This is a genomic window from Pirellulales bacterium, from assembly GCA_019694435.1.
In the GTDB taxonomy this organism is placed as follows: Bacteria; Planctomycetota; Planctomycetia; order Pirellulales; family JAEUIK01; genus JAIBBZ01.
In genome coordinates this window covers 28,706-43,997 of record JAIBBZ010000017.1, presented here as the reverse complement: position 1 = coordinate 43,997, position 15,292 = coordinate 28,706, and the positions used below count along the sequence as shown (strand labels likewise).

The following is a 15,292-nucleotide window of genomic DNA, read 5'->3' as shown; positions in this document are numbered from 1 at the left end:
CATACTGTGACAGGCAAACTGCAAGCGTGGCTGGTAGCGCTCGGCATGACGATGGCCGGTTTCACGCCGTCGGTCTGCGCCGATGAACCGGCGAAGATCAACTTCGAAGAGCATGTGAAGCCGATCTTTCGCGAGCACTGTTTCAGCTGCCACAACATGGACATGGCCAAGAGTGACCTGGCTTTGGACAACTTCTCGCGCATGATGCAGGGCGGCGCCAGCGGCGCGGTGGTCGAGCCGGGCGACCCGGACGCCTCGCGACTGTGGCTCCTTGTGGCGCATCAAGACACGCCCGAGATGCCGCCGAAACAAGACAAGCTGGCCGACGCCAAGCTGGAAATTATTAAGGCGTGGATCGCTGGCGGGGCGCTCGAAAACGCCGGCTCGACCGCCAAGATCAAGAAGAAGCCCAAGTTCGATCTGAAAGGCGGCGGCGGCTCGACGCGGCCCGATGGTCCGGCCATCCTGCCTGAAGGTTTGTCGCGGCAGCCGGTGGTCTATTCGCCGCGCGCAGCGGCCATTACAGCCCTGGCTGCCAGCCCTTGGGCACCGCTCGTGGCCGTGGCCGGGCAGAAGCAAATCGTCTTCTATCACAGCGAGACGTTTGAGCAACTGGGCGTATTGCCGTTTCCGGAAGGCATCCCCTACGTGCTCAAGTTCTCGCGGAACGGCTCGCTGTTGCTGGCCGGCGGCGGTCGTGGCGGGCACTCGGGCAAGGTCGTTGTGTTCGATGTGAAGACCGGTCAGCGCGTGTTCGAGGTCGGTGACGAATTGGACGTCGTGTTGGCCGCCGATATCAACGAGGATCACTCGCTGATCGCGTTGGGCGGGCCGGGGCGCGTGCTGCGCGTGTTCTCCACGGCCGACGGTTCGGTCGTCTACGAATCGCGCAAGCACACCGACTGGTTGTATGCCGTCGAGTTCAGCCCCGACGGCGTGCTCTTGGCTTCGGCCGATCGCAGCGGCGGCCTGTTCGTCTGGGAGGCCGACACCGGACGCGAATATCAGAATCTGCGCGGTCACGCGGGCGCCGTGAACGACGTCAGTTGGCGGGCCGATGGCAACCTGCTGGCCAGCGCGGGCGAAGACGGCAAGGTCTTTCTGTGGGAGATGGAAAACGGCACCGCCGTCAAGCAATGGGACGCTCACGGCGGCGGCACCTCGGCCGTGGAATATGCGCATGACGGTCGACTCGTTACGGTCGGTCGTGATCGCACCCCCAAGGTTTGGGACGGCAACGGGGCCTTGCAGCGCGCCTTCGACGCCTTGCCCGACGTCGCCTTGGAGGCCGTGTTTACGCACGACGATGCCCGGATCGTGGTGGGCGATTGGACCGGAGAGATTCGCGTCCTGCAGGCGGCAGAAGGGCAGATGCTGGCCACGCTCGCGGCGAATCCGCCCACGCTGGCGATGGTCGCCGAGGCCGCGGCCCAACGCGCAGCGGCCGCCCAGGCGGCCGCCGACCAGATCGCCGGCGAGATTGCCGGTGTGCAGTCCCAGGTGACCGCCGCCGCTGCCACGGCCGCTACGGCCGCCGCCGAAGCCGTGAGCGCTGCCAAGCGAGCGGAAGAGGCGGCCACCGCCTTGACAGCCGCGCAACAGGCGCTGACCGACAAGCAAGCCGCCGCCACCAAGGCCGCTGCCGACGCGCAAGCGGCCAGAGTCGCGGCAGAAGCGGCCGCGCAAGCCGCGGCGGCTGCCACGGCCGCGGCTCCCCAGGCCGCCGCAGGCAGCAGCTCGTAAACCGGCGATGCTTCCATCGCACGCGGACGCATGCAATGCCACCGTGGCGATCGTCCAATTCGCGCTTACGGGCGCACCACGGTTGGAATTGACCCCGCCGCTAGGGCAGGCCTACGATTCGCCCGCTCGGGGGTGAATTCTCCTACGGCACTTGCGCCGCTTTTCGCATGATGTCCCGCCGCACGCTGCTGTTGGCTGCCTTGGCGTCGGTATTCGGCGCCGCGCTGTTCGGCGGCGCCCTTGCAGGCGGGTTCTGGGCGCTTCGGCAACAGCCCGAGTTTTACGCCGCCTCGCTCCTGATCGACGAATCGCGCGCCAAACAGGCCAGCGATGACCTGTTGCGCCAAGTCGCCGCGGTGACGAGCGCAGCGCATCAGCGCGGCGCCTGGCAAGCCGTGTTTACGGCCGAGCAGATCAACGGCTGGCTGGCGTACGACGTGCGCAAGAACCATCCAAGGCTGTTGCCCAAGGCCTTTGGCCAGCCGCGGATCGCGATCGACAACGACCACGCCACGATCGCCTGCCGGTATCGCGACGGCAGCGTCGATACGGTGCTCTCGCTCGAAGTTCGGCTTTATCTGACACAGCCGGGGGAAGTGGCCTTGCAGGTTTGCCGGGCACGGGCCGGGTGGCTGCCTTTGCCCCTGGGAAAAGTTCTCGACGAGGTCGAAAAGGCCGCGGCCGAGGGCGGCTGGCGGCTCCGCTGGCTGCAATCCGACGGCCAGCCCGTCGCGGCCGTCCAAATCGTACCGAACGGTGAAGAATCGACCGAGCTCGTCCTTGAAGAAGCGGAAATCCGCGACGGCGCGCTGTGGGTCGCGGGCAGCTCGCGTGCGCCGGGGAGCACTCCGGCCTTGGCCACTCAGCCCGGCGAAAAGACCAACCGCCAGCGCTGAGATTCAGGGCCTTCGCGCTCCAGGCGAATCTCGCCGGAGAAACAAGCGCCGTCCAACCGCGCCGTCCAACGATCGGCCGTGCCGGCCAGCAGTTCGTAATGCCCTGCGTCGACTCGTGCGACGTGGCCGCGCCCCTGCGAGACGGGCCCCTCGTAGTCCAGGTAGGCCAGGCGATGGTCGGCCAGCGCCACGGCCATTTGCTCGGGCGCGTTAAGAGGCTCGCTCGACAGGGCCCACGTCTTGAGCACGCCTCGGTACTCGAACATCAGATCGACATGATCGGACCGCTCGGCGCCCGCAGGCATCGTATGCCGAAGAATCACGAACCGCGGCATCGACCCAGGTACTCCCGCGGCGGCTAGTCAACGAAGCTCAGTGCTGTGCCGCACGTAGAGCGGCAGCTCGCCAATCTGCTTGCCGTCGACATAGAACAGGTAAACGTGCTCGCCTTCGACCTGGCAAGCCAGCGTGGTGTCGAGAATCACGTTGACGCCTGCCTGACGCCGGGGCATCAAGACATTGGGCGTGGCAACCAATTGAATCGGCTGGCCCACCGGGTACGCCCCGCCCGACGGATCTTGCAGGCGTACCTGCAAGATGTGCGGCAGGTTGCACTCCTCCGGCTCCATACACACCTTGATGACCAGCGAGATGGGCCCGATGGTCGTCGGAAACTGCGCAATCTCGATCGTGTCGAAATCACCGGAAAACACGTGCAGTCGGCCTTCGTGTGCCTCGGCCCCGCGGGCCACGAAGGCAAATCCCAGTTTCATGCGCCACTTCCGCGTAGGAGGAAACCGCGAGGCTCAAGCCCGCCCCCGCATTCTAGCACAAGCGCCGTGACGCGCCCGGCCCGGCGATCGGCTACGGTTGAATCGTCGTCTGCTCCGACACGCTCGTACCCTGTGGTACAAGCCGGCTGGAAACCGTTGCGCGCACTTCGACCGCGCCTGGCTGCACTGCGCGCACGCGCAGACGGAAGTTGCGGACCTCTCCGGGCGCAAGCTGCGGAAGCGGTTGGAACCGCACGATCCGGCCTTCGATGCGATAGCCGGTCGGTCCGCCGGTGCCGATGGTGACCGGGGTCAATTGCGACGGCAAATCGATAGTCAGCACGACGTCCTGGTCGGGCGTTTGGCCAGGGTTGGTGACTTGCACGTCGTATTGCAACTCCTGGTTGATGGCGACGGGATCGTTGAGGTCGACAATCGACACCGTCGCGCCACTTTGCGCGGCGCCAACCGACAAGCACGCCTGCGCATCGGCTCGGACCCCTTCGGCCGCCGTGACGATCACGCGATTGCAGGCCTGAGCCACAGGTTGGTCGCAGCGGCAATGCACCTCGAGCTTCCGGGCCTCGCCCGGGCCGAGTTGCGGAATCCGCCACACCAGGTCTTGCCCGACCAGCTCGCGACCGGCCGTGGCCATCGTAGGCACCAGGCTGGGATCGTAGTTGTCGACGATTTTCACGTCGGTCAGCGGGACAGGACCACTGTTGGTCACGACGATGACGAACTCGGCCACTCCGCCGGCGGGGCGTTGGGTGGGTCCGGTCTTGGTGATTTGCACCCTGGCCTGACCCGCACTCGCCGTGCCGGGGGTCGTCGTGCCGGGCGGCGCAGCGGGCGAAGGCTGTCCTGGCGGTGGCTGTGTACTGCCCGCCGGCGGCGGAGGCGGCAAGGGGACGCCTGGCGCGGGCGACGTGACCGCAGTAACGCAGCCGCGCGCCGAGCCTGAGACCCCGCCCGCGCCGGTCACTTCGACCGTGTGGCAAAGCTGACCGGGTTGCGTCACGCGGAATCGCACCTGCACCGGAACCGATTGGCCGACGGCCAAGGTCCCCAGGGGACGTTCGATCGGGCTGGCCGACACTTCGTGCTGCAATCCGGCGTCAAACCGATCGACCAACAACAGATTTTCCAGCGGCGTCGCGCCGCGGTTGCTGACCAGGATGTCGAAGACCACGTCCTGACCGACGACCGCTTGCTGCGGTCCCGTCATGCTGACGTCGACTCCGGCGCCCATGATGGCCGTCGTCGCGCAGTTCTGCGCGGTGAGCCCGTCGGAGGTCTGCACGCTGGCACACACGTTGAAGCTCCCCGCCTGATCGGCGCGGAGCGAAAGATCGAGAGCGCGGCTTTCGCCAGGCTGCAAATCGCCCAACGACCATTGCACACGGTTGTCGGTTGGCGTCAGCGGAGGGCTGCTCGAGACAAACGTCAATCCGGCCGGCAGTTCGCTGATCACCGTCGCACCACGGGCGGCGATTGCGCCACGGTTGGCCACTTCGACACGGTAGCTGAGCGGGGTGCCTGCCGCGCCTTGCGGTGGACCGGTGACTTGAATCGAGATGTCCGGCGCGCTCCAAGACTTCGACGTCGTGCCCGCGGCAATGATTACCGGCGAGCCGCCGTTATCGACCGGGGGCCGGATAATCGTCACGTTGATCTGATTCGTGCCGGAGGCGGGCTGCGGCTGAAAGATCTCAGCGCTGCCTTGTCCGAGATCGTTCGTGGGCACCTCGATGCTCGGCGCGCCGTCCGGGGCAAACCCTGCGGACGGTCCGCCGGCAATCTCGTATTTCACTCGCCAGCCCTGGATCGGCGAGCCGGTCGACTGACGGGTAACCGTGGTTGTGAAGACGTGCCGCGTGCCGACGGGATTCGCCGCCGGCGGCGGAAACGCCCACAGCGCGTCGACCCACTCGATCGTGGCCGATTGATGATGCACATCCCAGCCGTAAACGTCGCGCGCATAGGCCGTCACATAGCTCGTGCCCTCGACCGGCGAGCTGACGCTGATCCACGACTGCCCGCGATAGACGATGATGTCGTCCGACGGCAGCGGTGTGCCGCGCGTCAGGGTCACGCCGCTGGTGGAGGTCACGGTGACGGCGCTGAGCGCATCGATCTTGCGCGGCCGGCGATCGCCCCACTTGAACATCCAGAAGCGATCGGCGCCGTCGACGCCCACGATGTGCCCCACGCCGCCCGCGTCGAGCATCCAATCGATGCGGCGGTCGGTTTGAAACGCCCCATTGATGCCCGTGACGCCGGCCACCAAGACCACCTCGGTCCCGACCGGCGCGAAGGAGCGTGGTGGCGCCAGAGCCAGTGCCACGGGCTGTCGTGAGCGCAATTTCGTCGGTGTTGGCGCCGGCACATTTGTCCGCCCGCTGGCCCCCGGTACCGGCAGACCAGGCAGCGCTCCTGCGGCTGCTGGAGCGGCCGGCGGCGTTACTGTCGCCGTCGGCGGCGGGACAGGGGCACCCGGCAGCGTGGCCCCTGGCGGCAAGGCAGGCGGAACCGCCGCGGCATTCGGGTCGGCCGGCGCCAGTGGCTGTGGAGCCGTGCCCGCGGCTCCGGCAGGCGGTGCGCCAAACGGATTGGCGGAAGCTGCGCCGGGCTGACCGGCGGGAGGCACATACGGTGGCGCGGTGAACGGCGGTGGCGCATAGGGCGCAGCCGGCGGATATTGTTGCGCCGCGTACGGCGCCACTTGAGCGATGGCGAGATTCTGGCGGCTGGGATCGATTGGGTTGACGCGCAGCTGCGCGCAGCCCGATGCGGCCAGCGCGCAGACCATGAGCGCATGCCGAACGGCACCCGAATACCGTGCTCGGGAAGCGGTTACCATGAGCCCATGGCTTCCCGCCCAGGGGGCTTCAGCATCTTCCGACTTTTCGTCCGGACCGTCGCGGGCGGCGTCAATGCCGCAAGGCGGAGTATCCCCGCCCCAGGCGGAGTCCACCTGCTGAAACGTAGCATGCGTTTGGTCAACACGTGGCCGGGATGCCACGTCGTGCGTTGACAAAACGCAACACCGCGAAGGAATTGGCGCCGGTGACTGCGGTCTTACCGGAGATGCGCCCGGCGCGGCGGCTGCGCAATCGGCCCACCACCGACAAAGCGCACAGCCATCGCGGCCGGCAGGCTCGGAGGAAGACGGCCGTTAGTTCCCGCCGGGCCCCTGCGATGTCGCCGCGGCGCTGGCCTGCTCGAGCGTGTCGAGCAGCTTGGTCGCGTCGTCGCGGTAGGCAAACGGCCCCGCCGCGGCCAACGCGTCTTTGAGCAACTGGCGCGAGCGGTCTTTGTTGCCGCGCGTCGATTCGATCACCGCGAGATAATATGCGGTGTCGGAAGAAACCTGCCGTACATCGTAGGCCTGGCGAATAAAGCGATAGGCCTGTTCGGTCTGGCCATTGCGATAGTGAGTCCAGGCCAAGGTCGCCATCGCCTCGCCGCGGCGAGGGTCACGCGCATCGACGCGATTGGCATTCAGCTGGGCCAGCTCAATCGCCTTTTTGCGTTTGGCTTCGTCGCCTTGCTCGCACAAGGCCAGGGCCAGTTGATTAGCCGCGGCAAAGCTGCCCGGCGATTGCGTCACGGCCGATTGCAACGGTTCTTCGGCCTTGGCAAACTCGCGCCGGTAGCGCAGCACGGTGCCCAGGATGATCTTGGCCTCGAGCATGTCGGGGGCCAATTGCAGGGCGCGGAAGGCGTGCGTGGCGGCGTTTTCCAAATGCTCAGGCTTGCCGGTCTGCCAGAGCCATTGCGCGATCGCCACATGCGTCTTGGGGTCATTGGGCGACCGCTTGGCGGCGAATTGGCGCCATTCATCGGCCTTGGCAGCATTGCCGGCCCGATCATACAACCGCGCGACCGCAACGCCCGGCGGCAGAAAGCGTTCGTCCTTGCCGTCGCCATACGCCGTTTCAAATTCCTTGAACGCCTCACTCGCCTTGTCGAGGCCAAACAACGCGATGCCCCGGTTGTAGCGGGCCACCGTGTCCGTGTTGTCAATTTCGAGGCACTTGTCGAGATACTTGAGCGCGGCATCCCACTGCTTGCGCACCAGCGCAACCTCTGCCTGCCCGCGCGCGGCACGTAAGACGAAGTCACGCTTTTTCTTCTCGTCGCCGCTGTAAGCGCCGGCAACATTGGCCGCCTTGGCGTAGACCAATTCGGCCTCGGTGACGCGACCTTCGCCAAACGCCAACCGAGCGATGATCAAGTACGCATCGGGATACGAGGGGTCGGTTTCGACCGCTTGCTCAAGCGCATCTCGGGCTTCGGCGAGCATGCCAGCCGTGACGCACAGCCGCGCGAACATCATGTCGGCCGGCGGCAGCGCCGGATGCTCTTTCGCAGCGATCTCCAACAGCGCCTTGGCGCCCTTGAAATCAGATTTCTTGAATCGCTCGATCGCGTCGTCGAGTTCTCGAATATCCGACTGCGTCGGCAGGCTGGCGACGCCGGGGTCGTTGATATCGATAGGGCCCGCGATCGCCAAACGCGGCGCCATCGAGCCGAGTGCCAGAATCATGGCAACGCGCAACAACCAACTGGCACATGTGCCCGGGCAACCGGCGAGTGGCAACTTCGTCATGGCATTTCCTGAGGGCTTGGACAGGGCAACGAGCCGCCGACGCGCAGGGCGAACTTGACCCCGAGCGCCTCGCGGTAACCGACAGGTCACGGCTTCGGGCCACCCCGTTCGTAGGATCAACAACGCATGCGACGCCTGCCCACGGACGCCCTTGCGCCCTACGCAGACTGGCGATCGCGCTTGCTAGGCCCGGTTTCGTTCCCCAACAACGGGCACAAAGCGACGTGAAGAGGTTGCGGAGATCCTCCGTACCCCAATTTCGCAGATTGAACGCCGAAGTCAAACCTCCAGTAACGCACCTCGGCGCGCGTATTCACCGCGTGCCACGGTGACGATTTTCCGATCTCCGAAACGATCGTTAAAGGCATGCTGAACGGACCGGGCGGCGGCGACTGCTTCCGATGAGCCCGGGGGTCACACTGCCGCAATCGTGGCACCCGGAAGGACGCTCTCGGTTTGGCAGCGCGAGACGCCAGACGGCCCCCACGCTCAGCCGTGTCCCCGGCGACGGACCCGCCGGGCGAGATCAAGGCACCTAAAAGAGTCGACCCGAACCCCTGGGAGTTGGTAGGCTTGGGCGATCCTGGAGGGTCGCACAACTCTGGAGGAAGTTGTCGGTCCCACAGGTCGGGGGAGATGCACGGTGCGGGACAGGCTTTAAATGCTGTTATACGGCCTGCGCCCGGCGTTGTCTGCGATGCCCGCGCGGCTGCCGGAACCGCCAGAACCTACGCTTTGTTACTGACTTCCGCCGTTGGACTTACGTTCTAACACACGGATCGTGGAGTTGACCACATGATGCGGTCTTTCGGCCCGCTGTTGCTTATCGCGAATTGCCTCGTTGTCTGCGCCGCCGCTCAGACTGCCGAGCCAGAATCGCGCAAGGCAGTTCATTCCGCGTTGGCGAGCCAGGAATCCTGGCTCGGCCAAGGGGCGAATGCAGACCGTTGGCGCGAGTTTCTCGACACGGCCGAGCTGCAGCGGCAGGTCGCCCAAGGGGCCGCCGCCGATCCGGTCGTCCTGTCGCAAATCTTGGGCAAGTACAGCGCCGGACTGAGCGGCCTGGAGAACCCCCGGTTCGCAGCGGTCCGCAGAGCACTAGCGGCCTGGCTCGACACCTTTCCCCGGATCGAATTGGGCCAGCTCGCGGAGCGGTTCGCCTCAGCAGAAGATCAGTTCGTTCCTACGACCGAAGCCGATGTCGAGCGTGCACGAAAGGCACTCGCCGATGCGGCCACGCGGCTCGATGCCTATCTGAGCCCCGGCGGAGAAAACGGGAGCAAATGGAAGGACTATCTCGAGTGGCACGCGCTCGAGGAGCAAATTGCGGCCGGCGCCAAGGCGGACCCCGCCGTCCTGGCCCGCTTGCTGCGGAACTACCGCAATGGATATGTCGGCCTGGAAATGCGCGTCTTCAGCGATGTGGCCGCCGCTTTGGAAACCTATTCTGACCGGGTGCAAAGTGCTCGGGTGGCCGATGCCCAGGCCGAATATGCGCAGGCCCGCAAGGTGATTGGCGACCGCCTGCGGAAGTATCTCGAATCGCCGAGCGGCGAAGGGTACGAGGACCTGTCCGAAGTTGTGGGCTTTTTCGAGCGTCGGCGTCACGCCCGCGGGCTGCTGAGCGAGATTCGCCGCCATTTCGGCCACGCCAACTTGTTCGTGCGCGTCTCCGAGCGCATCGTCAGCGCGGCCATGGCCGAACCGGTCTATGAAGTCACGCCGTTGAACGACTCGATTCTCGGCACCTCGATCCATGGCACCGGCGTGACCACCGGTGCGGTGCGCATCGACCTGGTGCCCTCGGACCAATATGCCGTGTTCGACGCCGTCTTCGAGGGGCAAACGCGTTCGCGCACCGTCGGCGTGAACGGGCCGGCCATCATCCATACGGCCGCCTGCACGAACTTTTCCGCCCTGCAGCCCATTTACCTCGACGCCGGCGGCCTGGCCACCCTGAGCGCCGATGCGCACGCACAGACCAACTCGACGACCCTGGGCATCGGTTCGACCAAGGGCCGACTGGTCGGAGGCATCGTACGGCGCGTGGCGACGAAGCGCGTGGCGAAGAGCAAAGGCGAGGCCGAATGGATTGGTGCCCGGCATGCGGAAAAACTATTGATTCCGCGGCTGGAGGAACGCGTTGCCGAATCGATTCTGAAAGCCAATCAGACTTACCGCGAACGGTTCCGCTACGCACTGGCCCGCCGGCATGCTCTCCCGGCCGTGCTTGATTTCCGTTCGTCGCACAACGCGCTGCTGATCGACTGGTTGCAACAAGGCCCGGGCTGGCTCGGCGCGCCCAGCCGCGGTCCGGCATTGCGGCGCGACGCGGACATCTCCGTGCGCCTGCACGAGACGATGATCAACAACCTGACTCAATCGGCGCTAGCCGGCGTTCGCCTGGACGAGGCGGAGATGCAGCGTTTGACCAAAGAGATCTACGGCGAGGTGCCCCGGCAGTTTGCCAGCAGCGAGGGGGAACAGCCCTGGTCGATTACGTTTGCCCGCCGCCGCCCGATCACGGTGCGTTTCGATGACGACCATGTGACCATCACCATCCGGGGCAGCCGCTACACCTCGGGCGAAACGGCCTACCAGGCCATGAACGTGACGACGGTCTATCGCGTCGAGCGTACCGGCGACCAGGTTTCGCTGGTCCGCCAGGGCGAAATCGACGTCTTGCCACCGGACTTCAAACCGGGTGACAAGCTCAGTTTGAAGGAAACGTCGCTCCGGCAGTTGCTCATCCGCCGTTTCGGCAAGATCTTCGAAGATCGCTACGATCTGGCGCAAGTTCCCATGACCGGTCGCCTGGCCGATGCAGGCGAACTGGCCGTGCTGGAATTCTCGCCGCAGGACGGATGGATGGCCACTAGTTGGCTGCTGGTGCCGAAGGGGTCGGGCAAGGCTCCGGCCCCCGCCGCGGCCGCATCTCCCTTCACGGGTGTGATCGGGTTGGCCCTGGGGCTGCCGCGCTAGATCGCCACGGCTGGGGACGGTTGACCCCACTCGCCAGGCGATAGAATGTCCCGGCACGCACTGTTCCATGTAGGACTCGCCTGGGCCGGAAACTCGCGATGAGCAATGCCGTTGATATCCGCTTCGATTGCCTGCCGCTGCGCAGCATCGGGCGATTGGACGTACCCGAGGACGCCTCGCCGAAGTTCCGGGAAAAGTGCGAACGCATTGCCGCGCACCTGGCACGGTATGGCACGCACAACAGCTATTACCTGCACAATGCCCGATGCGTGTTCCAGCTGACAAACAACGCGGCACTCGGCATGCTCGAGTTCCGCTTCGAGGGCACCTTGCTGACGGACAGCAGCGACGAAGCAACCAGTGCGGCCCACATCGACGTCGAACTGGTGCGTGAAACCTGTGAATGGCTGACCGAGCCGGCCGTGCAGTGGTTTCACGAGTCGGTACGCCGGGCCGTGATGGCCGAGTTCGACCGCTATATCGCCGCGGGCGATTTGGAGCAGACGCTCGCGCGCATGTCCAAGCTGCAAGCTGCCAGCGATGCCCAGGGCGGCTACCTGGGCATGTACCTCTAATCAGCGCCCGCGCGCCGCGCGCAACGGCCCGTTGGGCTGTACCGGCTTCCGCGCCGACTGCTAGCTGGCTCGACAGCGTGCTCCGACGCCAGCATTCGCCGCCGCCCTCGCAAGACGAGGGGTATGCGCGTTCTGCGAAAAGCTTGTCGGTCAGTTGAACCTTATCAATCGCGCGGATTTTTCCAAGTCTCGCGTCGGGGAGGTCGATATGAAGCCTGCCATTATTCCCGGTTGGAGGGAATGCGCAGAGTTTGCGGCCCCAGTGGCCGTGGCCATCCCTCCTCTCCTATGCAGGATGCGACTCAATGAGCCGGCAAGTGCAACGGAACGTCGCCTGGTTGCTCGTCACGGTAGCCTTCTTGACGGGCTGCCACCCCGTCCAGCCGGCCTACCTGTTCGAAGACGGCGACCTTTCGCACTACAAGGGCGTCGCCACGGAGATCGAGTACCCAGACGACCACACCTGCACGCTGGCCGAGGTCGAGGGCGCTCTGCCGCCGCTCACTTTGAGCAACGCCGATGCCCGCGAGATCTGGGATCTGCGTTTGGAAGAGGCCATTCAAATCACGCTAGCCAACAGCAAGGTCGTGCGCACGATCAACGGGCGTTCGGACCTGCCCAGCGACGTGCTGCTGCGTCTGGCCGACAGTTCGGTCACGGTCTACGGGCCGGCCTTGGTCGAGACCAACCCCATTCGCGGTGTGGAAGCCGCGCTCAGCGCGTTCGACGCCCAGTTACGAAGCAACGTGACCTGGCAGCGCAACGACCGGCCGGTGAACATCGGCGGGGTCGGTGGTTTGCTCTTCGCGCCGGTCTTCAAGCAAGACCTGGGCACCTTCCAGACCACTTTGCAAAAGATCAACGCCACGGGCGGTACGATGTCGTTCGCCCACAACGTGGCCTATGAGTGGAACAACAACCCGTCGCGGGCCATTCCCAGCGACTGGAACGTCAACTTCGAGGCCACGTTCCGCCAGCCGTTGTTGCAAGGCGCCGGCGTCGAGTTCAACCGCATCGCCGGTCCCAACGCTCAGCCGGGCTTCTTCTTCAGCAACGGTGTGATGATTGCCCGCATCAACATGGACGTTTCGCTGGCCGACTTCGAGCTCAGCATTCGCAACCTGGTCAGCGACGTCGAGATCTCCTACTGGGACTTGTACTTTGCCTATCGCCAATTGGACGCCGTGCTGGCCGGGCGCGACAGCGCGCTGGAAACCTGGCGCAAGGTTGCCGCGTTGCGCGACGAAGGCGCCAAGGGCGGCGAACTCGAAAACGAAGCCCAGGCCCGCGAACAGTACTACCTGTTCCGCGGCCAGGTCCAAGAGGCGCTGTCGCGGCTCTACGGCGTGGAAAACCGGCTCCGGTACTTGATGGGCCTGGCCGCCACCGACGGACGGTTGATTCGGCCCAGCGACGAACCGACCGTGGCCGAAGCGACCTTCGATTGGTACGAAATCCACTCCGAGGCCCTGACCCGCAGCGCGGAATTGCGCCGCCAGAAGTTCCGCGTCAAGCAGCGAGAACTGGAATTGGTCGCCTCGCGCAACTTCCTGCTGCCGCGGTTGGATGCCTTGGGAACATATCGCTGGATGGGCTTGGGCGACGACCTGATCGACCCGAACGGTAAGGGCTTCGGTGTGAACGAATCGAGCGGTAGCGCCGCCTTGCTAGGCACCGACGCCTACTCCACCCTGTTCGACGGCAACTTCGAGGAATGGCAATTGGGACTGCAATTGCAGGTTCCGATCGGCTTCCGCCAGGCCATGTCGTCGGTCCGCAATGCCCAGTTGCAACTGGCACGCGAGCGGGCCGTGTTGCAGGACCAGGAACTCGAGCTCTCGCACCTGTTGAGCGAAGCCAAACGGCAATTGGAGTTGACCTATGCCACGGCCGTCACCCAGTACAACCGCCGCGTGGCCGCGGTGGACGAAGTGCGGGCCGCACAGGTGCGATTCAACGTCGGTGCCGTGACGCTCGACCTGTTGCTCGACGCACAACGCCGGCTGGCCGATGCCGAAAGCGCTTACTTCCAGGCAATCACCGCCTACAACAAGGCGATTGCCCAGATGCACCTGCGCAAGGGCTCACTGCTCGAATACAACGGCGTTTACCTGGCCGAAGGTCCCTGGCCCGGCAAGGCCTACTTCGACGCACAGAAGCGTGCCCGCGAACGCGACGCGAGCTTCTACATGAACTACGGCTACACGCGTCCGTCGGTGATGAGCCGCGGCCCGTACCAGCAGATTGGCCCGAACGCCACGATCGGCGGTCCGCATCAGCCCGCCGAAGGCAGCTACGAAACGATCGTGCCCGGCGAACAGATGCAGCCCACCCCGGTCGAACCGACGAACGAGCCGCCGCTGCTGAACGGCTCGCCGATGGGCCGGCTGCCGCAGCCGGGCGTGCGTCGCGCGTCGGCCGAAATGCCGGTCGGCACGCAGCAATCATCGTTCAGTTGGGGTAAACTAGGACTCCCGGGAGAACAACCAGGAATCTCGCCGTCGGCCGACCCGGCCGTGCAGCCGGCCTCATTCAATCAGCCGCAGTTCGGGACACCGGCCGCGGCCGAGGCTCCGCAGCCGCTGAACCTTGGACCGCAAGCCATTCGGCCGTATGAATCTCGAGCGCGTGACGCGGCTGCTCCGACTGGTGCACCTGCTACAGGGTGGACGCGGCCATAACACGGCCTCGCTGGCGCTGGAATGCGGCGTCAGTCGCCGGACCATCTTTCGCGACCTCGATGTACTGCGGCAAGCGGGTGTCCCGCTGGTCTTCGACGACCGGTCGCAACATTACCGCATCCCTGAGCCATTTCTGCTGCCGGCGACGAGCTTCTCGCCACAGGAAGCGCTGGCCCTGATCCTGCTCTGCCAGCAGGCGGGCAATCACAAGGGCGTTCCGTTCCTGACCGCGGCCCAGAGTGCTGCGCTCAAACTGGAAAGCGTGTTTCCTGCGCGGCTGCGCGACTATCTGCAAGCCGTCAGCGGCGCGATCGACATCTCGCTCCCGCCGCGCAACCCGCTGACCACCGGGCAGGATCACTTCGACCAACTGGTCGCCGCCATTGCCGCGCGGCGGTGCGTGCGCATCGAGTACGACAGCCTGACCGAATGGACGCAGATCCGCACTAGGCTGAGCCCCTATCGCCTGATGTTCAGCCGCCGGAGCTGGTACATCATCGGCCGTTCGTCGCTGCATCGCGCCACGCGCACCTTCAACATCGGGCGTATCCTCCGGCTGGAAACCACCGACGATCGATACCAGGTGCCGCGAGGGTTCCATCTCGACCGCTATCTGCGCAACGCCTGGCACTTGATTCCCGAGCGGGGCAAGGACCAGGACGTCGTCATCCGGTTCCAGAAACAAGTGGCCCAAAACGTGGCCGAGGTGGCCTGGCACAAGACCCAGCGAGTCGCCTGGAACGAGGACGGCACGATGGATTTTCACGTGCGCGTCAGCGGGCTGCATGAGATCAGTTGGTGGATCCTGGGCTATGGCGATCAGGCCGAGGTGCTGCAGCCAAGTGCTTTGCGCGAGCTGATCGCGGGCCGAGTCCGGAAAATGGCCGAACACTACCGAATCGGCCGCGAACCGCCCCCCGATGCGCCGCGGCGGCGCAACGACCGTTGAGCGGCGGGGAATTGGCCCGGCGGCCTACTACGCCCCCGGCGAGGCCTCTTCTACAATGCGGCCGGGCTCCGTTCCTTT

10 protein-coding genes are annotated in these 15,292 nt (G+C 65.4%); 6 read left to right on the top strand and 4 right to left on the bottom strand.

What is annotated here, in order from left to right:
* The first annotated feature begins 6 nt into the window (after window positions 1-6).
* On the top strand, window positions 7-1,743 hold the full coding sequence (locus tag K1X74_13855) for a hypothetical protein (GenBank protein ID MBX7167409.1): 1,737 nt from the start codon (window positions 7-9) through the stop codon (window positions 1,741-1,743).
* A gap of 167 nt (window positions 1,744-1,910) precedes the next feature.
* A complete protein-coding gene (locus K1X74_13850; GenBank protein ID MBX7167408.1) occupies window positions 1,911-2,639 on the top strand; it encodes a hypothetical protein in 729 nt (242 codons plus the stop codon).
* On the opposite strand, the gene K1X74_13845 is transcribed toward K1X74_13850, so the two are convergent.
* The 4 genes from K1X74_13845 to K1X74_13830 form a co-directional block, all read right to left on the bottom strand.
* Entirely contained in the window at window positions 2,606-2,974 is a 369-nt protein-coding gene (locus K1X74_13845; GenBank protein MBX7167407.1) for a hypothetical protein, read from the bottom strand. The genes K1X74_13850 and K1X74_13845 overlap by 34 nt on opposite strands.
* 27 nt (window positions 2,975-3,001) lie before the next feature.
* The gene (locus K1X74_13840; protein ID MBX7167406.1) at window positions 3,002-3,412 is read right to left on the bottom strand and encodes a hypothetical protein; all 411 of its coding nucleotides are present in this window, start codon (window positions 3,410-3,412) and stop codon (window positions 3,002-3,004) included.
* Window positions 3,413-3,503: 91 nt separating this feature from the next.
* Window positions 3,504-5,759 (bottom strand): DUF11 domain-containing protein, encoded by a 2,256-nt coding sequence (locus K1X74_13835; GenBank protein MBX7167405.1) that lies wholly within the window; start codon window positions 5,757-5,759, stop codon window positions 3,504-3,506.
* Window positions 5,760-6,590: 831 nt separating this feature from the next.
* The gene (locus K1X74_13830; protein MBX7167404.1) at window positions 6,591-8,027 is read right to left on the bottom strand and encodes a tetratricopeptide repeat protein; all 1,437 of its coding nucleotides are present in this window, start codon (window positions 8,025-8,027) and stop codon (window positions 6,591-6,593) included.
* A 795-nt stretch (window positions 8,028-8,822) separates the two neighbouring features.
* Here K1X74_13830 and K1X74_13825 point away from each other — a divergent pair.
* The 4 genes from K1X74_13825 to K1X74_13810 all read left to right on the top strand — a co-directional run bounded on the left by K1X74_13825 (window position 8,823) and on the right by K1X74_13810 (window position 15,214).
* Entirely contained in the window at window positions 8,823-11,009 is a 2,187-nt protein-coding gene (locus tag K1X74_13825) for a hypothetical protein (protein ID MBX7167403.1), read from the top strand.
* 98 nt (window positions 11,010-11,107) lie between these two features.
* Window positions 11,108-11,584 carry a hypothetical protein gene (locus K1X74_13820; GenBank protein MBX7167402.1) on the top strand — a complete coding sequence of 159 codons (477 nt, stop codon included), beginning with the start codon at window positions 11,108-11,110 and terminating at the stop codon, window positions 11,582-11,584.
* 305 nt (window positions 11,585-11,889) lie between these two features.
* On the top strand, window positions 11,890-14,265 hold the full coding sequence (locus K1X74_13815) for a TolC family protein (GenBank protein ID MBX7167401.1): 2,376 nt from the start codon (window positions 11,890-11,892) through the stop codon (window positions 14,263-14,265).
* Complete coding sequence (locus K1X74_13810; protein MBX7167400.1) at window positions 14,198-15,214, top strand: WYL domain-containing protein; 1,017 nt, start codon at window positions 14,198-14,200, stop codon at window positions 15,212-15,214. Before K1X74_13815 ends, K1X74_13810 begins: the two co-directional genes overlap by 68 nt.
* The last annotated feature ends 78 nt before the right edge of the window (window positions 15,215-15,292 follow it).